The organism is Pseudomonas sp. SST3, from assembly GCF_003325755.1.
Map to the genome: position 1 here is coordinate 37,948 of NZ_QORI02000019.1, position 25,190 is coordinate 63,137.

The following is a 25,190-nucleotide window of genomic DNA, read 5'->3' on the forward strand; positions in this document are numbered from 1 at the left end:
GCCTTCAGTTGGTGGCGAGTGCCATCCACTGATCGCTGAGGCTGCGGGCATGGCGGTCGACCATGATCGGCGCAAACGCTCGGCCCGAGGCGGTATTGAAACTGTTGTTGCCGCTATTCATATCTTCCAGCGCCACCTTGAGAAAATCCCAGCGGGTTTTCAGCCTGGCGATGGCAGGGTCCGATTGGCTGTCGAGCGCGGTGAGCTGCTCGTCGATAGAGGGCACCAGGCGCCGCTCATCCTGGCCGAGGTAGGTATCCGGTTGCTCTCGAGCGGTTTCAAAGGAGCCGACATAGGCGCGGCTCAGGTACTGGACGGTCAGATATTCCACCTTGGCCGGCAGTTCGGCGCGGAAATCGGCGCCCTGCTGGCTGCGCACCGCCGTCAGGAAATCGCGTAACGCCTTGCTCATCTGCAACGGCCAACCCCAGGGCATGTCGTCCTCTTCGTAGCCGAAGCTTGCGCCTTCGCGCAGCGTAGCCTGCAGCGTCTGGTGCAGCTCGCGCAGCTCGTTGCTGCTGCCAGGAAAGCTGGCAACGGTATTGGCCAGCGCCTTGAGATCGTTCTCCATGCGGGCCAGATGCGCTTTCTGAAAACCCTCGCCGCGATAGAGCAGCAGGCTGCTGGTGGCGCGGTTGGCATGTATTTGCATGCCCTCCAGTGCGGTGAATGTCTGAGCCTGGGCGGGATTGAGCAGTGCTGGAAACCAGCTCGCCAGCACAACGGCCATCCATATCCATTTGCGATGATGCATGTCGCGCTCCTTTTTATTTTTATAGAAGCAGGTGCCGTATTGGCATCGGTACGGCAGCCTAGCCAGCCGATGGCAACTTGGTATCACACGAAGGGGTGAAATCAAGCGGAACGGCAATTTGGCAGGCTATCTTGGCCGGATCGTCATGCAACCTCAACACTCAGTAGGCGTCCCTCAGAGCATCCGTTCCAGCCCGATCATCTGACTGAACCAGGCGTTGAAGCGCCGCCAGGCGCCGCCGGGTTCGTCCAGCAGCACCTTGCGACGACCGTTGTCTTCGGCGATCCACACCAACCGCTCCTGACCGTCGAGTTCTACTAGGCGGACTTCGTAGCTGATCGCCGGCGAAGTACCTTCGAGCGTTAGTCGCTGCACTTCGCTGGCCAGCTCGGCGCTCTCGATCAGGATGCCGACCTCTGTATTCCAGAGAATCGATCGTGGGTCGAAATTCAACGAGCCGAGAAACACATCCTGCCGGTCGAATATTGCCGCCTTGCTGTGTAGGCTCGATTCCGATTCGCCGCTCAGGTTGTAAGACGTCTCCTGATCGGGCTGCCGACGCAATTCGAACAACCGCACGCCAGCCTTGAGGAGCGGGCGACGATAGGGCGCATAGCCGCCGTGAACGAGGGGGACATCGGTGGCTTCCAGCGAATTGGTCAGGACCCGAATGGCCACGCCGTTTTCGGCATGAGCGGCGAGGTAGTCGACACCTTCCTGGGCGGGAACGAAATAGGCCGAAATCAACGTCATCTCACGCGTCACCGCGTCCATGCTCGGCTGCAGCTGAGTGGTCAGCAGTAGATGCTCGTCGGGAATGCCGCTGGCGTTGATCTTTTCCGGGTGATCCCACATGGCCTCACCCGGCGCCCAGATCAGGTCATTCAGCCACTTCTTCAGCGGTGGTTCGTCCAGTTCGGCCATCAGGCGCTCATACCGCTGCGGATTTCCCTGCTGCTCGGCTTGCAAATACTGAGTGATCTGTCGGCGAGCCTCGTCCAGCTCCTCGAGGCGAGGAGGGCGTCGCAAAAAATGCTGGATGGGGACGCTAAGGGAATGGTTCCAATACTGATCGAAGCTGGTTGCCAGCTGCCGGGCAACCGGCCCTGCGCCGAGCAGGTCGATGTCCGTGAAGTTGAGGCCCTTGTCGGCGTCGAAATATTCGTCGCCCAGATTGCGGCCGCCCACGATGGCCAGGCTGCTGTCGGCCAACATCAGCTTGTTGTGCATGCGTCGGTGTTGCTGGGAGAGCTGCAACAGCCTGCCCAGCGTGCGGGTGACGATGTTGCTGCGGCCGACATGCAGCGGATTGAAGATGCGAATGAGGATGTTCGGATGGGCTGCCAGTATTGCGATCTGGTAATCGCTGCCACTGCTGCCGATGTCATCGAGCAGCAGCCGGACCCTGACACCACGATCTGCGGCCTTGATCAGCTCGTCGATCAGCGCCCGCGTGCTCAAGCCGTCGTGGACGATGTAGTACTGAATATCAAGGCTCGTTTCGGCGGCCCGGATCATTTGGATCCGCGCCGCGAACGCTTCAGCGCTGGCCGGCAACAGACGGAAGCCCGAGTCGCCGACCGACTGGTCGACAGCCAGCGAATCGACATGCCGAGCCAGTTCCGAATCCTGGTTCGGCAGGACATGCGACGGGGGCGGGGAAACCACGTGCCCGGCGCAGCCAGCCAGCAACAGCAGCGCCAGGAACATCAGAGATATGCGCAAGGGTCCGCTCCGTTTCGTTGTTATCGATCCTTGGCAATTGGACGCCAGCGCAACGGCGAAATTCAGAACAGGTCCTTGAGCCGGTACCAGAGCATGCCCAGCGCCAGCAGTGGCGAGCGCAGCCGCTGACCGCCGGGGAAAGTCGGATGCGGCACGCGAGCGAACAGGTCGAAGCGTCCCTGAGCCTGGCCGCTGATGGCCTCGGCGAGCAGCCGGCCAGCTAGATGAGTAGCGTTCAGCCCATGGCCGGAGTAGGCCTGGGCGTAGTAGACGTTGGGGTGATCGGTGAGCCGGCCGATCTGCGGCAGCCGGTTCGCACCGATGCCGATCATGCCACCCCATTGGTAGTCGACAATGGTGCCTTGCAGCTGTGGAAACACCTTGAGCATTTTGGGTTGCATGTAGGCGGCGATGTCCTTCGGGTCACGGCCGGAGTAGTGGCAGGCGCCGCCGAACAGTAGGCGGTTGTCGCCGGAAAGACGGAAGTAATCCAGCGCTACACGTTGATCGCAGACCGCCATATTCTGCGGCAGCAGTTCATGGGCAAGCGCCTCGGGCAACGGCTCGGTGGCGATGATGTAGCTGCCAGCCGGCAGCACCTTGCCCGCGAGGGCCGGTTGCAGCCCACGCAGATAGGCGTTGCAGGCGAGTACCAGGTGTTTGGCGCGGACGCTGCCCTCTGCCGTATGTACACGCACCTGCGGGCCGTAATCTATCCGCTCGACTGCTGCGCCTTCGAACAGCCGCACGCCCAGCGACTGCGCCGCAGCGGCCTCACCCAGAGCCAGATTGAGCGGATGCAGGTGTCCCGAGCCCATGTCCACCAGTCCGCCGAGGTAGCGATCGGAGCCGATCACCTCGTGCATGTCGCTCCGGGGAACCAAGCGCAGCGGATAGGGATAACCGAGACGTTCGAGGTCGGCATGCTCCGCCTCGAAACCATCAACGTGCCGCTGCTTGGTCGCTAGATCGCAATAGCCCCAGGTCAGGTCGCAATCGATGGCGTAGCGCTCGATGCGTTGTCGGACGATATCGACAGCTTCGAAGCCCATGCGCTTGAGCGCGTCGACACCCTCGGCGCTAAGCACCGACTGGAACTGTTCGACATCATGGCCGACGCCGCGAATCAGCTGACCGCCGTTGCGCCCGCTAGCGCCCCAGCCGATCCGATGCGCTTCCAGCAGTGCGACTGAAAAGCCGCGCTCAGCCAGTTCGATGGCCGTGTTGAGCCCACTGAAACCGCCCCCGACGACACAGACGTCCGCCTCTTGCTCACCCTGCAGCGGGGCGAGGTTGAGCGCGCGATTGGTGCTGGCGGCATAGTAGGAGGGGGCGTGATCTTGGGCGTGGACGGCGGTTTGCCGGGTCATCATGGTCGAGCCTTGGACTGTGTGCCTGTCTCGAAGGGTAGACCGGACCGGGTCTGCGGAGCAAAGCCGTCGGCCGAGCTCGCTGTACAAAGGTCAGTCCGGTACTGGCAGCTCGAGGGATTCCTTCACCTCTTCCATGACGATGTAGCTCTTCGATTCGCGGACATGCGGCAGCTTGAGCAGAATGTCGCCCAGAAGTTTTCGATACGAAGCCATCTCCGAGATGCGCGCCTTGATCAGGTAGTCGAAGTCGCCTGATACCAAGTGGCATTCCAGCACGTGCGGCAGCTTGAGTACGGCACGGCGGAACTCCTCGAAGATATCGCCGGATTTGTAGGCCAGGCTGATCTCGACAAACACCAGCAGCCCGCCCTTGAGATGCTGGGGATTCAGCCGAGCGGTATAGCCCATGATGATGCCTTCGCGCTCCAGCCGGCGGACGCGCTCGGTGCAGGGCGTGGTGGACAAGCCGATACGCTCGCCCAGCTCGGTGAACGGCATGCGCCCTTCAGCTTGAAGAAGGCGAAGGATCTGACGGTCGATCTTGTCCAGCTCGCGGCGGGTCTGATGTTTGGTTCGCATAGGCGTATCGCCTCCTGAAAAGCGATTTATGGCGTGAATAAATCGCAAAGATCGCACGTTATATGGTGAAAGCCACTGGCAAGCGCTTTTTATACTCCGCCTTAATAGTGATTCGCAAAATCCGGTCGTGGCCGGATAGGAGGCGCAAATGCGTGTTCTGGTGATGGGTAGCGGCGTGATCGGCACAACCAGTGCCTATTATCTGGCTCGCGCTGGGTTCGAGGTGGTGGTGGTCGACCGCCAGCCCGCCGTTGCGATGGAGACCAGCTTCGCCAATGCCGGTCAGATCTCGCCCGGCTATGCTTCGCCCTGGGCCGCACCCGGCGTGCCGCTGAAGGCAGTGAAATGGCTGATGCAGCGCCACGCACCGCTGGCCATCAAGCTTACCGGCGATATGCAGCAATACCTGTGGATGGCGCAAATGCTGCGCAACTGCACGGCGGCGCGCTACGCGGTGAACAAGGAGCGCATGGTGCGGTTGTCCGAATACAGCCGTGACTGTCTCGATGAGCTACGCGCTGAGACCGGTATTGACTACGAGGGCCGGCAATGTGGCACCACACAGCTGTTTCGCACCCAGGCCCAACTGGATAACGCGGCCAAGGACATCGCCGTGCTGAAGGCCTCCGGCGTGCCTTACGAGCTGCTCGACCGTGCCGGCGTCGCCCGGGTCGAACCGGCCCTGGCACGTGTAGCGGATAAGCTCAGCGGGGCCCTGCGCCTACCTAACGATCAGACCGGCGATTGTCAGATGTTCACCACCAGGCTGGCCGAGATGGCGCGTGGGCTCGGCGTGGAGTTTCGCTTCAACCAGGATATCCAGCGGCTGGATTTTTCCGGTGATCGTCTCGATGGCGTCTGGATCGATGGCAAGCTGGAGAAGGCCGATCGCTACGTGCTGGCGCTGGGTAGTTACAGCCCGCAGATGCTCAAACCGTTGGGTATTCGTGCCCCGGTCTATCCGCTCAAGGGCTACTCGCTCACGGTACCGATCAGCGATCCGTCGATGGCGCCGGTTTCGACGGTGCTGGATGAGACCTACAAGGTTGCCATCACTCGCTTCGATCAGCGTATCCGGGTCGGTGGCATGGCCGAGATCGCCGGCCATGACCTGTCGCTGAATCCGCGTCGACGCGAAACCCTGGAGATGGTGGTTGGCGATTTGTTCCCGCTGGGAGGCGATCCGAGCAGCGCCGAACTCTGGACCGGGCTGCGGCCCGCCACGCCGGATGGCACGCCGGTCATCGGCGCGACCGCCTATCGCAACCTCTATCTCAATACCGGCCACGGTACCCTTGGCTGGACCATGGCGTGCGGCTCTGGTCGCCTGTTGGCCGATCTCCTGGCCCGCAAGCGAACCCAGATCAGTACGGATGGCCTGGATATATCCCGTTACGGCACGACCAAGGAGTCCCGCAAGCATGCTCATACAGCGCCTGCACACTAATTCACGCATGAGTCAGATCGTCATTCACCGTGGCACGGTTTACCTGGCCGGCCAGGTAGGTGAAGACATGAGTGCCGGTATCGAACAACAGACCCGCGAAACCCTCGATAATATCGAACGGCTGCTGCGTCAGGCCGGCACCGACAAACAGCACATTCTTTCGGTGACCATTTACCTCCGAAATATCGATGCCGATTTCGCCGGCATGAACGCCGTCTGGGACACCTGGCTACCCGAGGGTGTCGCGCCGGCACGGGCCACCGTCGAAGCCAAGTTGTGTGAGCCAGAAATCCTGGTCGAACTCTCGGTGGTGGCTGCGCTGCCGGACTGACATACCCGAGCTGCCGACCGGCAGGTCATTTCATCCTGTCGTGTTGAAAATACTGAACGCCCTCGCCATCATAGCGACCTCTATTTGTTGTGCTTGATTGGGGGCTCCCGTATTGGACGTCGGTGTTCGACTGCAAACCATCCGCAAACTCAAGGGCCTGTCCCAGCGCGAGCTCGCCAAGCGTGCAGGCGTCACCAACAGCACCATCTCGATGATCGAGAAGAACAGCGTCAGCCCCTCGATCAGCTCGCTGAAAAAGGTGCTGAGCGGCATTCCGATGTCGTTGGTCGAATTTTTCTCGCCCGATTTCGAACAGGACAGCGATACCCAGGTGGTCTATAAGGCGGGTGAGTTGATCGATATTTCCGACGGCGCGGTAAGCATGAAGCTCATCGGCAAGGCGCATCCTGGGCGGGCAATCGCGTTTCTGGCGGAGATCTATCCGCCCGGTTCCGATACCGGTACGGACATGCTGGCGCACCAGGGCGAGGAGGCCGGCATGCTGATCGAGGGGCGCCTGGAACTGACGGTGAATGGCCAGACCTATGTGCTCGAAACGGGCGACAGCTATTACTTCGAGAGCAGCAAGCCGCATCGTTTTCGTAACCCCTACGACGCGCCGGCCAGGCTGATCAGCGCGACGACACCAGCGAATTTCTGATCCAGATTAACGGTCCCAGGCTCAGGCCGGCACTTGCGGTGCGACACAGCGTCGCTGGAGATGCCTGCGCAACATGGGTTGTTTCGGCAAGCATGGCTTGCCGCTATACTAGCCGCCGCTCGCGTAACCGTGGCCGCGGGCGTGTCTAGCCACATGAGGGTGTAAGGTGAACCTGATTAAGAAGATCCTGGTAGCACAGACTGCCGTAGTGGCCCTGTGGGCAGTGAGCGCTCAGGCTGCGACCAATGACGACATCGCCGAGCGACTCAAGCCGGTGGGCGAAGTATGTATACAAGGCGAGGAGTGTGCGGCTGCTGGCGCTGCAACTGCTGCCGCTGGCGGCGCTGCCCGCAGCGGTGAAGAGGTGGTCGGCAAATTCTGCAACGCCTGCCACGGCACCGGCTTGCTGAATTCGCCGAAAGTGGGCGATACAGCCGCCTGGCAAGCACGCGCTGACAAGCAAGGTGGTCTCGATGGCTTGCTGGCCACCGCGATCAGCGGTATCAACGCCATGCCGCCGAAGGGCACCTGTGCCGATTGCTCGGACGACGAGCTGATGGCTGCCATCAAGCATATGTCCGGCCTCTAAGCGCCAGCCGGTCCAACATAGCCGCCTTCGGGCGGCTTTGTCGTTTCATGGGGAGTAAAGCGGCGCGGCACCGGGTCGAAATGACAAAGCCGTTGCCGGAGGCCAGATGCAAAGGTGTTCGGCCTTGTGATGTTCGGCCCTATGAGAGGTACCCATGCCCAGCTCTGCCCCGCAACCTGAGCAGCTGCAGTTCGCCAGCGACGGCCGCACGCCGAATAGCCCGCACCCGGTGCTGGTGTATCGTCAGCTGCCGCTGGCCGAAGACGACTATGCCGCGGCGTTCGAAAACCTGTTCAACAGTCATCTGTGGCCAGCGCAATGGCGCGCAAGTGTCTACGACTATCACCACTTCCATTCCACCGCCCATGAGGTGCTTGGAGTTTCGCGTGGCTCGGCGCGGCTGATGCTCGGCGGTGAGCATGGCCAGGAGGTGGAGGTTCGCGCCGGGGATGCGCTGGTGCTGCCCGCCGGCACCGGTCATTGCCGATTGACCGCGAGCGAGGAATTCGAGGTGGTGGCGGGCTATCCGGTCGATCAGCAGTACGATCTGCTGCGTCCCGGCGAGAGCGGCCATGACGAAGCGCGCGCTCGCGCCGAGCGGGTCGGCGTACCGGTGAGTGATCCGATCGCCGGCACCCAAGGTGCGCTGGTCACACTATGGCGCCATGAATGAAGCGCGGCGCTCGAGCCCTTCGATGATTGGCCGCGAGCGCTGTTGGCGCGTCGCAGATCCTAGTCGACGAAAACTACCTGACCGTCACTGAGCGCGGCGACGCGGGCCAGCGACTCGACGCGGAAGCCCGCTTCTTCCAATTCCTGGCGACCTGCCTGGAAGGATTTCTCGATGACGATACCCAGCCCGGCGATGCTGGCACCGGCCTGCTGGATGATGGAGATCAGGCCCTTGGCGGCTTTGCCGTTGGCCAGGAAGTCATCGATGATCAACACGCGATCGGCGCGGACAGGTGATTGGTCGAAATCGCAATGGTGCTTTCGACCTGCTTGGTGAAGGAATACACCGAAGCGGTCAGGAGGTGGTCAGTCAGCGTCAGGGATTGATGCTTGCGCGCGAAGATCACCGGAACGCCGAGCTCCAGTCCCGCCATGATCGCTGGAGCGATGCCGGAGGCCTCGATGGTGACGATCTTGGTGATGCCTTCGTCGCGGAACAGCCGGGCAAATTCCTGGCCGATCTGCTGCATCAGCACGGGGTCGATCTGGTGATTCAGGAAGGCATCGACCTTAAGCACTCGGTCGGAGAGTACGATGCCTTCATTGCGGATCTTCTGTTTCAGCTGTTCCACGAACGCGCTACCTCAAGCGTGGGCGGCCCGGTACCTCTGACGGTTTCGCGCTCCCGAAAACCGGCTGGGCGCTGCGCCACGATGGCGAGCGCCCAGCCCGTTTCGATCCTGCATCCATTCGCCAGCGTTTCCCGCAGCCTGGAAAGCCGCGCATTCTCGCTCAATTCCGTGCGTGGGTCCAAGTGGACCGTTCAGTCAGGTGTTTCGATCGACAAGCGGCGAAAGCGGGCGGCCTCGCCATGATGCTGCAACACCAGATGGCCCTCGTCGGCCTGGGCGAAGCGTGGAAAGCCGGCGAACTTGCTCTGGACGATGCGCGCATGCAGGCCGTCGAATCGATAGCGCAGCACACGGCGGCCGCGTAGCCAGTGCTCGACATGCCCATCGTCGACGATCAGCTCCGCCTCGATGAACTCGCCAGGCTCCATAGACGTTTCCGGTTCGGCAGCCATCAATCCATACAGAGCGCCGTTGCGGGTGGTGGGCTCGCGGCCGTCTGGGTGGCCGGCGTCATCCAACAGCTGCATTTCCGGACCACTGTGCCAGCTGAGCTCGACGTCTTCCTCCACACGGTAGAGCACGCCGGAGTTGCCGGCGATGGGCAGTGCGAATTCGAAACGGAAGGCGAAATTCCGGTAGCGCTGCCGCGAGATCAGATCGATTCGCAGAGCACCGGCGATGGCCTGCAGCTCGCCGTCGCGGCTTCGCCAGTTGCCGACGGGAAAGCCGCCGGTGTGCCAGCCGCGCCACTCATCGGCGTCGAGTGTTCTTTGCATCGTCTTAGCCGAACAGCTGCTGCTTGCGCCGCAGCCAGCGATAGCCGTAGCCGGTCAGGCGTATCCGCAGCGGATGCCCCTCGGGCTGTTCATAATCGCTGTCGGCCAGCACATCGACCATTTCCTGAAGGTCGTCCTCGGCGATTACGACCTCGACCTCCCGGTCCGCCAGGTTCACGAGCATCAGCACGGTGGAATCGTTGTCATGGCGAATGGCGAAAACCGACGGGCAGCCCGTCTCGACCGCACGATGTCGGCCACCGCCAATCTCGCGCAGTCCGATACGGGTGCGAATCATGGTGCCGGTCCTGGCTAGCAGTGAATCGTCGCGCAGGGTCTGCGCATAGACGTTGCGCTGCTCATAACCGAAGTCGCCCCCGTCGATCAGCGGCGCCGCCAGTTGCTGCGGGGTATCAGCACAGGAGAAGCCGGCGTTGGGTTCGTTTGACCACTGCATCGGTGTGCGTACCGCCAGGCGCTCCGGGCGCGACAGATCGTCGCCCATGCCGATCTCCTCTCCATAGCGGATGATCGGCGTGCCGGGAAGCGCGAACAGCAGAGCGTGGGCCATGCCAATGCGCCGCTCGTTGCCGTCGAGCATCGGCGCCAGGCGCCGACGGATGCCTCGGTTGTAGGCGCGCATGTCAGGGTCGGGGGCGAAGGCCTGCATGACTTCTTCGCGCTCATCGTCGGTCAGCCGTTCCAGATCCAGTTCGTCATGATTGCGCAGCCAGATCGCGTACTGCGCGCGCTCGGGTGGTTCCGGCTGGCGCTCCAGCGCACGATGCAGGGGCTCGGCTTCGCTGCGGGCGAGGGCGAGGAAAAAATGATTGTTGGCCCAGAAGTTCAATAACAGAGTCAGCCGATCACCTTCGCCGAAATAGTCGCGGTACTGCTCCGGCTCGACATCTACCTCGCCCAGCAGCACCGCTTCGGGGCGGCGCAGGGTAACGAAGTCGCGCATGTGTTCGAGCAGCCAGTAGCCGTTGCTATCACCGTCACCGGCCTGCTCGATCAGGTGCGAGGCGGCATCGACGCGAAAACCCGATACCCCCAGGCGCAGCCAGAAGGCGATGATCCGCTCGATTTCCTTGACCACCGTCGGGTTGCCCAGGTTCAGGTCAGGCTCATGGTTGTAGAACAGGTGGCGGTAGTACTGCCCGGCGTCTTCGTCCCAGGTCCAGACGCTCTTCTCTATGGTGGGGAAAATCGGCTCGATGCTGTCATCCGGCTCGTCCGCCCAGATATAGAAATCCCGGTAAGGCGACTGCGGGTCGCGTCGTGCTTCCTGAAACCAGCGATGCTCGATCGAGGTGTGTTGCACCACCAGTTCGATCATCACATGCAGGCCCAGCTCCTCGGCCTTCTCCAGCAAATAGACCACGTCGGCGAGATCACCGAAGCGCGGATCGACCTGCAGGTGATCGCTGACATCGTAGCCCGCATCGCGGAAGGGCGACTGATAGAAGGGCATCAGCCAGATGGCCGTAGCGCCCAGGCCGCGGACGTAATCCAGGCGCTCGGTGACGCCGCGCAGATCACCACAGCCATCACCGTTGATGTCGAGGAACAGTGACGGGTCGATCTGATAGATCACCGCGTTGCGATACCAAAGTGGTCTCATTTCAATGTTCCTCCGGTCTGAGCACCAGTGCCTGGCCTGCTGCCAGCTCGCCGCTGTAAGGTTCGTCCTCGCCCTGGCCGTCGCTGGCGATTTCGATCTGCCAGTGTCCATTGATCGGAAAGGCATGGGGTTCGTCAGCAAAGTTCAGGCAGATCACGCGCTGGTCATCGCCCAGCTGCCGCCGGTAGGCGAGTACGTTCGGGTGTGATCGCAGTTCTTCCCAATTGCCATGAAGCAGAGCGGGGCTGCGTTTGCGCGCGGCGATCAGTCGGCGGTAAAGCTCGAGTGTCGAGCCGGGCGCCTGTCGCTGCCGTTCGGCGGCCAGCTCGTCGCTGTCCGGTGGGAACGGCAGCCACGGAGGACTGCCTTCCCAGCCATGGGGCGGCGCGGCGAGCCAGGGGATTGGGGCGCGGCAGCCATCGCGACCACCGGGGTCGACCTGCTCGTCCGGTTCGACCACTGCATCTTCCAGCCCCAGTTCCTCGCCCTGGTAAACGAACGGTGTTCCGCGCAGCGTTAGCAATAGCACCGCGGCGGCATGGGCGCTGCGCAGCGAGCCGTGATAGCGGCTGCGCTGACGATGATTGTCGTGGTTGGACAACACCCAGGTAGGCCAGGCGTTGGCCGGTTTGAGCAGTGCCTCGACGTCGCGAATGCAGGTGCGGAACAGCACCGGTTCCCAGGGCGCATCCAGCGGCTGGAAGTTGAAAGACATGTGCAACTCGTCGCCGGCCCCGTAGTACTGCAGGACCCGCTCGGTGGAGCGGATGTTCACCTCGCCGACCAGCACGCGCTCGCCGGGGTAGCTGTCGACCAGCCGGCGCAGGCCGCGCAGCACTTCGTGGCTGTAGGGCTGGTCGTTGAACTCCACCAGCGGCTGGCCGGCCAGGCAGCGTGGATCATCGGCGAAGCTCGGGTCCTTGCCGGTGCAATGGATGACATCGACACGAAAGCCATCGATGCCGCGATCGAGCCAGAAGCGCAGCACGCCGTGCATCGCCTCGATCACTTCAGGGTTGCGCCAGTTCAGATCCGGCTGCTCGGGCAGGAACAGGTGCAGGTAATACTGCTGGCTGTGTTCGTCCCAGGTCCAGGCGCTGCCGGCGTTGAGTGCGGCGCGCCAGTTGTTCGGCTCGTCGCGCCAGATGTACCAGTCGCGCTTGGGGCTGTCCCGCGAGCTGCGCGACTCGATGAACCAGGGATGCTGGTCGGAGGTGTGGTTGGGCACGAAATCGAGCAGCACTCGGATCCCGCGGGCATGCGTCTCGGCGATCAGCCGGTCGATGTCGTCCAGCGAGCCGAATAGCGGATCGATATCGCAATAGTCACTGATGTCGTAACCGGCGTCGGCCATCGGTGAGCGGAAGATCGGCGACAGCCACAGCGCGTCGACGCCCAGATATTGCAGGTGGTCGAGATGGCGCAGCACACCGTCGAGGTCGCCGATGCCGTCACTGTTGCTGTCGGCAAAAGATCGCGGATAGATCTGATAGACGGTGGCGCCTTTCCACCAGGGTGGCTGGGTTGACTCGCTCATGCTTGTCCCCTCTGTCCGGTGTTTCGGCAGGTCCGGTGGGCGGCCTGTGAGGTTTAGGACTGACGAACGGTGCTCGGGTTTCCCAGCTTCGTTGATCTCCGTCGGACGGTATTGAACGCCACAGACCATACTCCGACTAACCTTGCAGCTGCTTCAACGACCCAGGAGACCGCCATGTTGCGTATTGCCATCAATGGTTATGGCCGTATCGGCCGAGCCGTGTTGCGAGCCCTGTTCGAGAGAAATCTGGAAAACCGGATCCACATCGAGGCCATCAACGACCTCAGCGACCGGAGCGCGATGGCGCACTTGACGCGCTTCGATACCACCTTCGGGCGTTTCCAGGGGCAGGTCGATCTGCATGACGACGTGATGCAGATCCGTGGCCAATCGATCCGTCTGCTGCATGAGCGCGATCCCAGCCAGCTGCCGTGGAAGCAGCTCGGGGTCGATGTGGTGCTGGAATGTTCGGGCAAGTTCAAGAAGCGTGCATTGATCGACCAGCACCTGCAGGCCGGAGCCGAGCGCGTGTTCGCCTCGCATCCGCTCGATGACGCTGATCTGACGGTGGTCTACGGCATCAACCATGAATTGCTCGATGGCAGCCAGCGGGTGATCTCCAACGCGTCCTGCACCACCAACTGCCTGGCGCCGCTGGCCAAGGTGTTGCACGAGGCGGTAGGGATCCGTCAGGGGCTGCTCAATACCGTGCATTCCTACACCAATGACCAGAGCTTGCTCGACAAGGCTCACAAGGATCTCTACCGCGCCCGTGCCGCGGCGGAGTCGATGATTCCGTCCACTACCGGCGCGGCCAAGGCCATCGGTTTGGTCCTGCCGGAGCTGGCCGGGCGACTGGATGGGTTGTCGGTACGGGTGCCGACGCCCAACGTCTCGCTGGTGGACCTCACCTTCATTGCCGAGCGACCGCCGGCCGGTGTCGAGGCGGTGAACCAGATCTTGCGGGCAGGGGCGCAGAAAATGCCGCTCGGGGTGATGGAGTGCAACGACCTGCCGTTGGTTTCGCGCGACTTCATTGGTTATCCAATCTCCTGCGTCGCTGATCTCAGCCATACCCGTGTACAGGACGAATTGATCAAAGTGCTGGCCTGGTATGACAACGAATGGGCATTCTCAAATCGCATGCTCGACGTGCTGCTGGCCTGGGGTGACGGCACGGCGCAGGCCGCCTGATCGGATCGTTTGGATGAACGACGGTGCGAGCGTCTGGACGCAACGGCTGGCGGAGTTCCGGAGGGCTACGGCTGCGCGCCAGCCAACGCCCGGTTGCGGCGCGGCGGCGGCTGTCACGGCTGACATTGGGCTCGCGCTGGTACTCAAAGGCCTGCGCATCAGCGAGGCCCATACGTCCGACCCGACTCGCCTTGAGCTGACGCAATCGGCTCAAGCGCTACTGGGAAGGCCGGGCGCTTTCGCTGACGATGACATGCAGGCCTTCAGCGAGTACCTGAGCGCGTCGCGAGAGGATGAGCCCAAGCAAAAGCAGGCGGCGTCCCGTCAGGCCTGTGCCGTGCCGCTGGCTCTGGCTCATTGCTGCCTGGAGGCGCTCGAACTCGCCGTCAACGCCTGGCCTTGTACGGCGCCGATAGTCCAAAGCGATGTCCAGGCCGGCGCCGTGCTTATCCACGCCGGGCTCAGCGCGGCCCTGATCAATGTCGATGCCGATATGGCGAGTCTTGATGATGCCTCTGCCCAGGACCAGGCCGGGCGAACACGCCAACGCCTGCAGGCCGAGGGTGACGGGCTCTTGCAGCAATTGCTCGGTCAGGTTCGGTCTCGCTAGCGGTGTAAATGATCCCCAGCAATGTGCTCCTGCGGAAAGCTCGCTTTACACGAGCGTGTGACGCCTGCGCTGCAGTTGTAGGAGCCAGCTTGCTGGCGATCTGATCCCAGACCTTCACGCGATCAACACCCAGACGGCACTGGCGAACCAACTTTCCTATAACGAGAATAAACGTCTCGTTTTAGGTTGACGCCAGAAAGTATTGTTCCTAGTCTCAAAGCCAAGTGAGACGAACCATCTCAAAATAACAATCGAGACCTGAGGTCTCCTCATGCAACCCGTTCGTGCATGACGCTTCGTCTGGCGGGCCTCGACGCCCGTCCGATCGCATCGCGAACGCCCACCGGAGAACCCCATGAGCCATCGCATCGTCCTGCCACGCCTGATGGAAGTAGGCGCTGGCGCCAGTCAGCAGATCGTCTCGGTATTGCACAGCCTTGGCTGCAAACGTCCCCTAATCGTGACCGACCGGATGATGGTCGAGTTGGGTTACGTCAGCCGCATCAGCGAAATCCTGGCGCAGGCGGATATCCCCAGCGACTGCTTCGCCGACACGCTGCCGGAGCCGACCGCGGCGTCCATTCGCGCCGGTGTCGACATGGTTCGTCAGGGCGACTACGACTCGATCATCGCACTCGGTGGCGGCAGTCCGATTGATTCGGCCAAGGCCATCGGCATCCTCGGCAAGTTCGGTGGGGAGATGCGCGACTACCGCTTCCCGCGTGATGTCAGCGAGGCCGGCCTGCCGCTGATCGCCATTCCGACCACCGCCGGTACCGGCTCGGAGGCGACGCGCTTCACCATCATCACCGACGAGACCAGCGACGAGAAAATGCTCTGCGCGGGCCTCGGCTTCATGCCGGTGGCTGCACTGATCGACTACGAGCTGACCCTGTCGTTGCCGCCGCGGGTGACCGCCGATACCGGTATCGATGCCCTGACCCATGCCATGGAGGCCTACGTCAGCCGCAAAGCCAGCCTCTACAGCGATGCTCAGGCGCTGCAGGCCATGCGTCTACTGGCACCGAATCTGCGCGCGGCTTATCACGAACCCGGCAACCATGCGGCGCGCGAGGCGATGATGCTCGGTGCAACGCTGGCCGGCATCGCTTTCTCCAATGCCTCAGTGGCGCTGGTGCACGGCATGAGCCGGCCCATCGGCGCCTTCTTCCATGTGCCGCACGGGCTATCCAATGCCATGTTGCTGCCGGCCATCACCGAGTTCTCGATTCCGGCCGCGCCCGAGCGTTACGCCGATTGCGCACGCGCCATGGGCGTGGCGGGCGAGAACGACAGCATAGAGACGGCCAACAGCAAGCTGCTGGTCGAGTTGCGTGCGATCAACAAGGAATTGCAGGTGCCCGGCCCGGAGCAATTCGGCATTCAGCGCGATCGTTTCTTCGAACTGCGCGAAACCATGGCGCGACAGGCGCTGGCATCGGGCTCGCCGGGCAACAACCCGCGTGTGCCTACGGAAGCGGAAATCATCGACCTCTACGAAATCGTCTGGAACCAGGAGTAACCCCATGCAGACCCTCGGTAATCTGATCAACAACGAGGCCGTCGCTGGCCGCTCCGAACGCCACGCGACCGTCTATAACCCGGCCACTGGCGAGCCGCGCTTGTACGTTTCGCTGTCATCTGCGGACGAAACCCGCGAAGCCATTGCCGCCGCTCAGGCAGCCTTCGAAAGCTGGTCAAAGACGCCACCGCTGGTACGCGCACGTGTCATGTTCCGCTTCAAGGCGTTGCTCGAAGCGCGTCGTGACGAGGTCGCGCGCCTGATTTCGCTGGAGCACGGCAAGGTGTTTTCCGATGCCCAAGGCGAAGTGACCCGGGGTTTGGAAGTGGTGGAGTTCGCCTGCGGGATTCCGCATCTGCTCAAGGGCGAGTTCTCATCCAACGTCGGTCGCGATATCGATTCCAACTCGCTGATGCAGCCACTGGGTGTCTGTGTTGGCATCACGCCGTTCAACTTCCCGGCGATGGTGCCGCTGTGGATGCTGCCGGTGGCCATCGCCTGCGGTAATACGTTCGTGCTCAAGCCGTCGGAAAAGGACCCGAGCGCCACCATGCTGCTTGGCGAACTGCTGGCCGAAGCCGGGCTGCCAGCCGGTGTGCTGAATATCGTCAACGGCGACAAGGAAGCGGTGGACGTGCTGCTGACCGATGAGCGCGTGCAGTCAGTGAGTTTCGTCGGCTCGACGCCGATCGCCGAGTACATCTACGCCACCGCTTCGGCGCACGGCAAGCGCTGCCAGGCCTTGGGCGGCGCGAAGAACCACATGGTGATAATGCCCGACGCCGATCCGCAGCAGGTGGTCAGCTCGCTGATGGGCGCGGCCTATGGTTCGGCTGGCGAGCGCTGCATGGCGATCTCGGTGGCGGTCTGTGTCGGTGACGAAGTGGGCGACAAGCTGGTGGAGATGCTCAAGGGCGAGATCGCGCAGATGCGCACCGGGCCTGGCACTGGCGTCGAGCCCGAGCCGCACATGGGCCCGCTGGTCACGCGCGAACATCAGCAGAAGGTGTCCGGCTACATCGACCTGGGCGTAGAAGAGGGCGCGACGCTGGTGTGTGACGGCCGCGGGCTGAAAGTCCAAGGCTACGAGAACGGCTTCTACATCGGCCCGACGCTGTTCGACCAGGTCACGCCGCAGATGCGCATCTACCAAGAGGAAATTTTCGGCCCGGTACTCGTAGTGGTGCGGGTCGGTTCCTTCGACGAGGCGCTGCAGCTGGTCAACGACCACGAATACGGCAACGGCACCTCGATCTTCACCCGCGATGGCGACACCGCGCGGCAGTTCGAGGAGAACGTGAAGGTTGGCATGGTCGGCGTCAACGTACCGATTCCGGTGCCCATGGCATTCCACTGCTTCGGCGGCTGGAAGCGCTCGGTGTTCGGCCCGCTGAACATGCACGGCCCGGACGGCGTGCGGTTCTTCACCCGCATGAAAACCGTGACCCGGCGCTGGCCAACCGGCATCCGCGCGGGTGCCGATTTTTCCATGCCGACGATGAAGTAACAGGGCTCCGCGGGCTTGCTGTAGGCGGGCTTAGCGTAGGGTGGGCTTCAGCCCACCAATGGACCGCCGCAACGCGTGCAAAGTGCTCAGCTGGCGAGGCCTGCTGCTGTGATCCCCGGAGCGCTGTGTGGTGCTGGTGGGCTGAAGCCCACCCTACTGCCGGTACGGATTCCTTGATGCTAGCTATCAGGTAAGGCGATTGCAGGCAGTGAAATTCGCCTCGCCCCGGTTCCCGATCTTTCATTTAGACTTTGCCGCCCTTCCGGGCGGCTGTTTCTCCATCTACCGCAACGGGCTTCGATCAATGCGCAGTACTCCCCGCGAAAAAGGCTCTTCTATCACCCGCGTGCTGGAGATTATCGAGGCCGTGGCCGGTGCTGCGGAGCCGCTGACACCCAGCGCGCTGGCGGAAAAGCTCGATATCCCCAAGGCCAGCGCCCATCGACTGGTGCAAACCCTGGAGAAGGAAGGCTTCCTGCAATTCGGTCTGCGTGGCGGGTTGTTGCCCGGTGATCGCCTGCATGCCACCGCGGTGAATATTCTTGGCAGGGGGCGGCACAAGGCATTGCGCCAGGCGATCCTGCGCGAGCTGTCCGAAGAAATCGGCGAAACCTGCGGCCTGTCGGTGCCGGATGGGTTGGACATGCTCTATTTCGATCGGGTGCAGACCAATTGGCCTTTGCAGATCAACCTGCCCATCGGCAGTCACACGCCGCTCTGGTGCACGGCTAGCGGCAAGCTATATCTCGCCTCGTTGCCGCTGGAACAGCTGGAAAAGATTCTCCCGCGCCTGCCGATCCGGCAGCTGGCACGCAACACCATCACTGACTTGAGCGCCCTGCGCGACGATCTGGCACGTATTCGCGAGGAAGACCTGTCCACCGATTCGGAGGAGTTCATCGACGGCATGGTCGCCTGCGCCGTGCCGGTGCGCGATGGCCGCGGCGAGCTGAGCGCCTGCCTGTTCACCCATGCGCCGGTGATTCGTTGTGGCATGGAGCAACTGCTGGCGTTCGTGCCGCGTCTGCGCGCGGCTGCTACGGAGCTAGAGGCGATTGTCAGTGGCTGAGCAGGTAGGGTGGATGACGCTCTTTCCATCCGCCGTGATCCCGCTCGGTTAAGCACCACCCGGTGGAGCGCCACCCGGTGGATCGATGAAGCGTGATCCACCCTACGTCTGCTTGAGTTCTGTAGGGTGAGCTTCAGCCCACCAGCTGCGCCCACGGGCCTGGTCTGTAGGAGCGAGCTTGCTCGCGAACCGGGTGAAAGGCTTCGCCAGCAAGCTGGCTCCTACAAAGGCGCGCAATGCCGCGCCTGCTTGATATTTAATCAGTTCTGTAGGGTGAGCTTCAGTCCACCATCTGCGCCCACGGGCCTGGTCTGTAGGAGCGAGCTTGCTCGCGAACCGGGTGAAAGGCTTCGCCAGCAAGCTGGCTCCTGCAAAGGCGCGCAATGCCGCGCCTGCTTGATATTTGATCAGTTCTGTAGGGTGAGCTTCAGCCCACCAGCTGCGGCCACGGGCCTGGTCTGTAGGAGCGAGCTTGCTCGCGAACCGGGTGAAAGGCTTCGCCAACAAGCTGGCTCCTACAAAAGCGCGCCAATGCCGCGCCTGCCTGATATTGGGTCAGGACGAGGATGAGCGCTTCAAGCGCTTCATCAATGAGTCGGCCCTAGCGCTTGAGCATCGCCCGCATCGCCGCCAGCGCGTCATTGCCGCGCGCGGCCTTGACCTCCACGGGTGCATCTTCCTGGCCTTCCCATTCCAGGTCTTCCGGCGGCAGTTCGTCGAGGAAGCGGCTGGGCATGCACTCGATGATCTCGCCGTACTGCTTGCGCTTGGCGGCGAAGGTCATTGCCAGGTTCTGCCGCGCACGGGTGATGCCGACGTAGGCCAGGCGGCGTTCTTCCTCGATAGTGTCGGCCTCGATGCTGGAGCGGTGCGGGAGAATTTCCTCCTCCATGCCGAGGATGAACACGTAGGGAAACTCCAGCCCCTTGGACGCATGCAGCGTCATCATCTGCACGCCTTCTGCGCCTTCTTCCTCTTCCTGCTGACGTTCGAGCATGTCGCGCAGCACCAGCTTGGCGATGGCTTCCTCGATGGTCATCTCGCCTTCTTCGTCGCGCTCCAGGGTGTTCTTCAGCGCGTCGATCAGGAACCAGACGTTGCCCATGCGGAAATCTGCGGCTTTGTCGCTGGAGGTCTGGCCGCGCACCCAGGTCTCGTAGTCGATGTCCATGACCATGCTGCGCAGCGCGGCAATTGGGTCGTTCTGCGCACATTGTTGGCGCAAATTGTCCATGTAGCGCTTGAAGCGTGACAGCCGGTCGGTGAAGCGGCTGTCCATGTGCGCGCCCAGGCCCATCTCGTCGCAGGCGGCGTACATGGAGATCTTGCGTTCGGTGGCGTAGTTGCCGAGCTTTTCCAGGGTGGTCGAACCGATCTCCCGCCGCGGTACGTTGATCACCCGCAGAAAGGCATTGTCGTCGTCGGGGTTCACCAGCAGGCGGAAGTAGCTCATCAGGTCCTTCACTTCCTGGCGGCCGAAGAAGCTGGTGCCGCCCGACAGGCGATAGGGAATCTGGTGGTGCTGCAGCTTCAGCTCGATCAGCTTGGCCTGGTAGTTGCCGCGGTAGAGGATGGCGAAATCGCTGTAGGGTCGCTCGGTCTTCAGGTGCAGCGTGAGGATTTCCATTGCCACGCGCTCGGCCTCGGCTTCCTCGTTGCGGCAGCGGATCACCCGAATCGGGTCGCCATTGCCCATCTCCGACCACAGCTGCTTTTCGAAGGCGTGCGGGTTGTTGGAAATCAGCACGTTGGCGCATTTGAGGATGCGGCTGGTGGAGCGGTAGTTCTGCTCCAGCATCACCACTTTCAGCGAAGGGAAATCCTCTTTCAGCTGCATGAGGTTTTCCGGCCGCGCGCCGCGCCAGGCGTAGATCGACTGGTCATCGTCGCCCACCACGGTGAAATGCGCGCGCTCCTGCACCAGCATCTTCACCAGCAGGTACTGGCTGGCGTTGGTGTCCTGGTACTCGTCCACCAGCATGTAGCGGACCTTGTTGCGCCACTTCTCCAGCACCTCGGGGTGGTTCTGGAAGAGCTTCACCGGCTGCATGATGAGGTCGTCGAAATCCACCGCGTTGTACGCCTTGAGCGTGCGCTGGTAGTGGGTGTAGACGATGGCAGCGGTCTGCTCCTTGGGGTTGCGCGCCGCGGCCAGCGCCTCTTCGGGCAGGATCAGGTCGTTCTTCCAACTGCCGATGTAGTTCTTGATCTCGTCCACGCCGTCATCGCCGGCGTATTCTTTCTGCATGATGTCGGTCAGCAGCGCCTTGATGTCGCCCTCGTCAAAGATCGAAAAACCGGGCTTGTAGCCGAGTTTCACGTATTCCTTGCGGATGATATTCAGGCCCAGGTTGTGGAAGGTCGACACGGTCAACCCACGACCTTCGCCGCCGCGCAGCAGGCTGCTGACGCGCTCTTTCATCTCGCGCGCGGCCTTGTTGGTGAAGGTCACGGCGACGATGTATTGCGCACGGATGCCGCATTGCTGGATCAGGTAGGCGATTTTGCGGGTGATCACGCTGGTCTTGCCGGAACCGGCGCCGGCGAGCACCAGCATCGGGCCGCCGACGTAGTTCACGGCTTCCTGCTGCCGGGGATTGAGTCGGGACATTCTCGTTTGGTCTGTTGGAGCGGGGGCGAGAGTTTAGCAGGGCTGGCGGCGCAAAATGGCGCCGCCTGAGTGCTGCGCCTACCAGTCGTCGCCGGTAGGCAATGGAACGACGACAGAATGCTTTAGTCTAGAGGCGCGGAGCCTGTTTTCGGCTGCTCAGCCCGCCGGCCCGCTTCACCCTGAATGTGTTCCGTCGAGGTGGCCAGTCATTTTCCGCTCCGCACGCACCGGAGAAACACCGTGACATTGCCCGTACAACCTATGCGCCTGGTTCTGCTGGCCGATGAGCCTGAGTGGAGCGAGCGCCTGCGCGTCGCGCTGGCGGCGCTGCGTAGCCATCATCTGCTGGTGGTTGTCGAGGGCTGGCAGGAGGTGTCTGCGCATCTGGCCGAGGGCGGGCACACCCTGGTACTCACCACGCCACAGCGCCGTCCTGCTTCGGGTCGTTTTCCCTGGCCGACCATTCTCCTGCTTGACGAAGAGCCCGACGAGGCGCCCGAAGGTGTCGTGGATTGGCTGGTGGGCTCGCAGTTCACCCCCGATGTGTTGCGCCGTTGCCTGCGCTACGCCCGCGAACGCTGCAGCCTGCACGCTACGCTGCAGCGGCTGGCTGAGCAGGATCCGCTGACTGGGATCGTCAATCGTCAGGGATTCCGTGCATTGCTCGAGGCTCAGCTGGCCGAGCATGACGGCGAGGGGTTGGCGCTGGGGCTGCTGGATATGGACAATTTTCGTCGAGTCAACGACTCCCTTGGCCATCAGGCCGGTGACCGGTTGATCCTGCAGGTCGTGGCGCGATTGAAGGCGCAGCTTGAAGTGGGTGACTGGGTCGGCCGATTGGGGGGCGACGAGTTCGCGCTGCTGCTCGATACCGCACGCCGCTCCGGGCGCGCTGAAAAGGTGGCCGACCGTGTGGTGGAGGCGTTGGCCGAGCCGTACTGGCTCGATGGTGAAAGCCTGATGCTCGGTTGTAGTCTCGGGCTGGCCCATGCCAAGGCCGATAGCGATGCCGATCAGCTGTCGTGGCTGGCGCAGGTTGCGATGCGCCACGCCAAAGCCAGGCAAGGGTGCACCTGGTATCTGTACAACGAGCGGGTCAATCGCAGCGCCAGCAGCCTGGCGGACCTCGAAGGCGAGTTGCGCCGAGCGTTACGCCGCGACGATCTGGAATTGCATTACCAGCCGCGATTATGCATTGCAACCGGACGCATCGTTGGCCTGGAAGCGTTGGTGCGATGGCGTCATGCCTCGCGTGGCCTGCTGGCACCGAACGAATTCATTCCGATGGCCGAAGAGAGCGGGCTGATCGTGCCGCTGGGTTACTGGGTCATTTCCCGCGCGCTGCGTGACATGCAGTGCCTTCGCAAGAGCGGTGCCGGCGAACTGCACATGGCGGTCAATCTGTCGTTCCGTCAGTTTCAGGACAGCCAGCTGCTGGTCACTCTGCAGCGGCTGATCGAGGAGCGTGGTGTGGACCCGCACTGGTTGGAATTCGAACTCACCGAGACCGCGGTGATGCGCCGCAGCGAGCAAGTCAGCGGCACCATGACGGCACTGGCGAAACTCGGCGTGCGCTTTTCCCTGGATGATTTCGGTACCGGGTTTTCGTCGTTCGTGCATTTAAACAGGCTGCCCATCAGCCTGCTGAAGATCGACAAAAGCTTCGTCGACGGCGTAACCACCAAGACCGACAACAGTCTGGTACAGGCGATGATCGGCCTGGCCCATGAGCTGGGATTGGAAGTGGTGGCCGAAGGCGTAGAACATGCCGCGCAGCTGACGCTGCTGGAGCGCTATGGTGCGAATCAGGTACAGGGCTATCTGATCAGCAAGCCCCTGCCGCTGGTGGAGCTGGAAAAATACCTGAGTGACCATGACCAGCCGGAGAGCGCTGCCGAAGGCTAAGCCAACCGCAACGCTCTCCGGCGACCGCTTATCGGACCATGTGCAGGAAGTGCATGTGCTTTTCGTACTGGTCGAGGATGTCGCCGATGACGCCCTCACGGCTCCAGCCCATCACGTCGTAGTTCTGCCCGCCTTCCTTGAGATGCACTTCGGCGCGGAAGTAAGTGGGCTCGTCGCCGTCGGTCTCATTGGCGACGAAACTCGGCATCGGATAGCCGCGCGGGCGAATCTGGTAGATAAAGTCAGGTGCTCCCTCGTGGGTGATCTGCAGCCCGGTACGGTTGTCCTCGTCGGTAGTCAGTTCAACGCCGTAGCCCTGCTGGCGCAACTCATCTGCCACGGCCGCGCAGGCTGGGGTTGCGATTTCGCTAATGAAGCGCTCTACGTCGCGGCGGCGCGGATACTTGGTCAGGTTCTGCACCCGACGACGCCATCCGCCCTCTTGCGGCGCTGTAGGTGTGGTACTGATCGTTTGATAACGCAGGCCCTGTTTGGTGGCATCGACGCGCAACGCTTTGAGCAGGCCCCACATGGCGCAGAGCAGCACCAGGGTGAAAGGCAGGGCGCTGGCGATAGTCGCAGTCTGTAGCGCGGTCAGGCCATCGGCGAGCAGCAGGGCAATAGCCACGGCGCCCATGGAACAGGCCCAGAAGACGCGTTGCCAGGCTGGCGTCTGGCCTTCGCCACCGGAGGCGAGCATGTCGACGACCAGCGCGCCGGAGTCCGCCGAAGTGACGAAGAACACCACCACCATGATGATCGCGATCAGCGATAGCAGCGAGGCGAATGGGAAATGCTCGAGGAAGGCGAACAGCGCGAGGGAGCTGTCGCGTTCGATGGCTTCACCCAGGCTGGTGACGTGGTCCCACAGGATCATGTGGATGGCTGTGTCGCCGAACACCGTCATCCACAGCAGGGTGAAGGCAGTCGGCACCAGCAACACGCCGGTGACGAATTCGCGGATGGTACGACCGCGCGATATACGGGCGATGAACAGGCCGACGAAGGGCGACCAGGCCAGCCACCAGCCCCAGTAGAACAGCGTCCAACCGCCGATCCAGTCGTTGGGCTCGTAGGCGTAGAGATTGAAGGTGGCAGTGACGATCTGCGAGAAGTAGTTGCCGGTGTTCTGCACGAAGGTCTGCAGGATGAATACGGTTGGCCCGGCAATCAGTACCAGCAGCAACAACAGCACGGCCAGCGTCAGGTTCAGCTCGGACAGTCGGCGTACGCCCTTGTCCAGGCCGGTGACCACCGAGATGGTCGCCAGCAGCGTGGTGCCCGCGATCAGTGCGATCTGCACCGGTACTGAAATTGGCAATCCATACAGGTGATTCAGGCCGGTATTGATCTGTGTGACACCCAGGCCCAGCGAGGTCGCAACGCCGAGCACGGTGCCGATGATGGCGAAGATGTCTACCGCATGGCCGATGGGACCATGAATGCGTTCGCCGATCAGCGGGTACAGGGCTGAGCGCAGCGTAAGTGGCAGCCCCTGGCGATAGCTGAAATACGCCAGAATCATCGCCACGATGGCGTAGATCGCCCAGGCGTGCAGGCCCCAGTGGAAGAAGGTGATCTTCATCGCTTCGCGTGCCGCAGCAACCGTGCCGCCTTCACCAACCGGTGGCGAGAGGAAGTGCATGACCGGCTCGGCCACGCCGAAGAACATCAGGCCGATGCCCATGCCTGCCGAGAACAGCATCGAAAACCAGGTCAGGTGGCTGTAATCCGGCTCACTGTGGTCGGGACCGAGTTTGATTTCTCCATAACGGCTGAGCGCCAGCAGTACGACCATCAGCAGGATGATCGCAACGGCAAGAATATAGAGCCAGCTGACGTTGGCGATGATCCAGGCCTGAACCTCGCTGAAGACACTTTGGGCGTGTTCCGGGGTGGCGACGCTGTAGATCACCAGCAGCAGAATCAGAACGGCAGAGCCGTAGAAAACGGGTGGGTTTAGCGTGGGAGAAGAAGACTTTTTGGCCTCCATGCTGCGCTCCTTTGATTACCGATTCGGGAGTGGCCGCCTGTGGCGAAGAGGGCGCAATCTAACATACTGGTCAGCTTTT

Annotated in this window: 20 protein-coding genes and 1 pseudogene; 11 read left to right on the forward strand and 10 right to left on the reverse strand. The window is 62.3% G+C overall.

Going from position 1 to position 25,190, the window contains the following annotated elements; genetic code table 11:
• Positions 1 to 4: 4 nt before the first annotated feature.
• From DQ405_RS17840 to DQ405_RS17855, 4 genes are all read right to left on the reverse strand, one after another.
• Complete coding sequence (locus tag DQ405_RS17840; protein ID WP_168425425.1) at positions 5 to 754, reverse strand: hypothetical protein; 750 nt, start codon at positions 752 to 754, stop codon at positions 5 to 7.
• 174 nt (positions 755 to 928) lie between these two features.
• Positions 929 to 2,479: a phospholipase D family protein gene (locus DQ405_RS17845; protein ID WP_446730892.1), complete on the reverse strand. Its 1,551-nt coding sequence runs from the start codon at positions 2,477 to 2,479 to the stop codon at positions 929 to 931.
• Positions 2,480 to 2,541: 62 nt separating this feature from the next.
• Entirely contained in the window at positions 2,542 to 3,852 is a 1,311-nt protein-coding gene (locus DQ405_RS17850; RefSeq protein ID WP_241730063.1) for an NAD(P)/FAD-dependent oxidoreductase, read from the reverse strand.
• Positions 3,853 to 3,942: 90 nt separating this feature from the next.
• Complete coding sequence (locus DQ405_RS17855; protein WP_021207170.1) at positions 3,943 to 4,431, reverse strand: Lrp/AsnC ligand binding domain-containing protein; 489 nt, start codon at positions 4,429 to 4,431, stop codon at positions 3,943 to 3,945.
• A 148-nt stretch (positions 4,432 to 4,579) separates the two neighbouring features.
• Here DQ405_RS17855 and dadA point away from each other — a divergent pair, with 148 nt between their 5' ends.
• The 5 genes from dadA (at position 4,580) to DQ405_RS17880 (ending at position 8,132) form a co-directional block, all read left to right on the forward strand.
• The gene (gene dadA, locus DQ405_RS17860; protein ID WP_168425426.1) at positions 4,580 to 5,878 is read left to right on the forward strand and encodes a D-amino acid dehydrogenase; all 1,299 of its coding nucleotides are present in this window, start codon (positions 4,580 to 4,582) and stop codon (positions 5,876 to 5,878) included.
• Entirely contained in the window at positions 5,853 to 6,209 is a 357-nt protein-coding gene (locus DQ405_RS17865) for a RidA family protein (RefSeq protein ID WP_168425427.1), read from the forward strand. The genes dadA and DQ405_RS17865 overlap by 26 nt, the downstream gene beginning before the upstream one ends.
• Positions 6,210 to 6,321: 112 nt before the next feature.
• Positions 6,322 to 6,870 (forward strand): cupin domain-containing protein, encoded by a 549-nt coding sequence (locus DQ405_RS17870; protein WP_168425428.1) that lies wholly within the window; start codon positions 6,322 to 6,324, stop codon positions 6,868 to 6,870.
• A gap of 166 nt (positions 6,871 to 7,036) precedes the next feature.
• Positions 7,037 to 7,459, forward strand: a complete 423-nt coding sequence (locus tag DQ405_RS17875; RefSeq protein WP_342030427.1) for a c-type cytochrome — start codon at positions 7,037 to 7,039, stop codon at positions 7,457 to 7,459.
• 154 nt (positions 7,460 to 7,613) lie between these two features.
• Positions 7,614 to 8,132: a cupin domain-containing protein gene (locus tag DQ405_RS17880; RefSeq protein WP_168425429.1), complete on the forward strand. Its 519-nt coding sequence runs from the start codon at positions 7,614 to 7,616 to the stop codon at positions 8,130 to 8,132.
• A gap of 59 nt (positions 8,133 to 8,191) precedes the next feature.
• Here the strand turns inward: DQ405_RS17880 and xpt are convergent.
• The 4 genes and pseudogenes from xpt to DQ405_RS17900 form a co-directional block, all read right to left on the reverse strand.
• Positions 8,192 to 8,763: pseudogene (xpt, locus tag DQ405_RS17885) on the reverse strand (xanthine phosphoribosyltransferase).
• Positions 8,764 to 8,954: 191 nt separating this feature from the next.
• On the reverse strand, positions 8,955 to 9,539 hold the full coding sequence (locus tag DQ405_RS17890) for a 3-keto-disaccharide hydrolase (protein WP_168425430.1): 585 nt from the start codon (positions 9,537 to 9,539) through the stop codon (positions 8,955 to 8,957).
• 4 nt (positions 9,540 to 9,543) lie between these two features.
• Entirely contained in the window at positions 9,544 to 11,163 is a 1,620-nt protein-coding gene (locus DQ405_RS17895; protein WP_168425431.1) for an alpha-amylase family protein, read from the reverse strand.
• A gap of 1 nt (position 11,164) precedes the next feature.
• Entirely contained in the window at positions 11,165 to 12,700 is a 1,536-nt protein-coding gene (locus DQ405_RS17900; RefSeq protein WP_168425432.1) for an alpha-amylase family glycosyl hydrolase, read from the reverse strand.
• A 174-nt stretch (positions 12,701 to 12,874) separates the two neighbouring features.
• On the opposite strand from DQ405_RS17900, the gene gap reads away from it, so the two are divergent.
• The 5 genes from gap to DQ405_RS17925 all read left to right on the forward strand — a co-directional run bounded on the left by gap (position 12,875) and on the right by DQ405_RS17925 (position 18,602).
• Positions 12,875 to 13,894, forward strand: coding sequence for a type I glyceraldehyde-3-phosphate dehydrogenase (gene gap / locus DQ405_RS17905; protein ID WP_168425433.1), 1,020 nt, complete (start codon positions 12,875 to 12,877; stop codon positions 13,892 to 13,894).
• Between the two features lie 13 nt (positions 13,895 to 13,907).
• The gene (locus tag DQ405_RS17910; RefSeq protein ID WP_168425434.1) at positions 13,908 to 14,504 is read left to right on the forward strand and encodes a cyclodeaminase/cyclohydrolase family protein; all 597 of its coding nucleotides are present in this window, start codon (positions 13,908 to 13,910) and stop codon (positions 14,502 to 14,504) included.
• 355 nt (positions 14,505 to 14,859) lie between these two features.
• On the forward strand, positions 14,860 to 16,026 hold the full coding sequence (locus tag DQ405_RS17915) for an iron-containing alcohol dehydrogenase (RefSeq protein WP_168425435.1): 1,167 nt from the start codon (positions 14,860 to 14,862) through the stop codon (positions 16,024 to 16,026).
• Between the two features lie 4 nt (positions 16,027 to 16,030).
• The gene (locus DQ405_RS17920) at positions 16,031 to 17,533 is read left to right on the forward strand and encodes a CoA-acylating methylmalonate-semialdehyde dehydrogenase (RefSeq protein ID WP_168425436.1); all 1,503 of its coding nucleotides are present in this window, start codon (positions 16,031 to 16,033) and stop codon (positions 17,531 to 17,533) included.
• A 304-nt stretch (positions 17,534 to 17,837) separates the two neighbouring features.
• Positions 17,838 to 18,602 (forward strand): IclR family transcriptional regulator, encoded by a 765-nt coding sequence (locus DQ405_RS17925; protein WP_168425437.1) that lies wholly within the window; start codon positions 17,838 to 17,840, stop codon positions 18,600 to 18,602.
• A 601-nt stretch (positions 18,603 to 19,203) separates the two neighbouring features.
• Here DQ405_RS17925 and rep read toward each other — a convergent pair.
• The gene (gene rep / locus DQ405_RS17930) at positions 19,204 to 21,213 is read right to left on the reverse strand and encodes a DNA helicase Rep (protein ID WP_168425438.1); all 2,010 of its coding nucleotides are present in this window, start codon (positions 21,211 to 21,213) and stop codon (positions 19,204 to 19,206) included.
• Positions 21,214 to 21,474: 261 nt separating this feature from the next.
• On the opposite strand from rep, the gene DQ405_RS17935 reads away from it, so the two are divergent.
• Positions 21,475 to 23,118 carry a putative bifunctional diguanylate cyclase/phosphodiesterase gene (locus DQ405_RS17935; RefSeq protein ID WP_168425461.1) on the forward strand — a complete coding sequence of 548 codons (1,644 nt, stop codon included), beginning with the start codon at positions 21,475 to 21,477 and terminating at the stop codon, positions 23,116 to 23,118.
• Positions 23,119 to 23,146: 28 nt separating this feature from the next.
• Here the strand turns inward: DQ405_RS17935 and DQ405_RS17940 are convergent, their stop codons facing one another.
• Positions 23,147 to 25,111, reverse strand: a complete 1,965-nt coding sequence (locus DQ405_RS17940) for a BCCT family transporter (protein ID WP_168425439.1) — start codon at positions 25,109 to 25,111, stop codon at positions 23,147 to 23,149.
• Positions 25,112 to 25,190 lie beyond the last annotated feature (79 nt).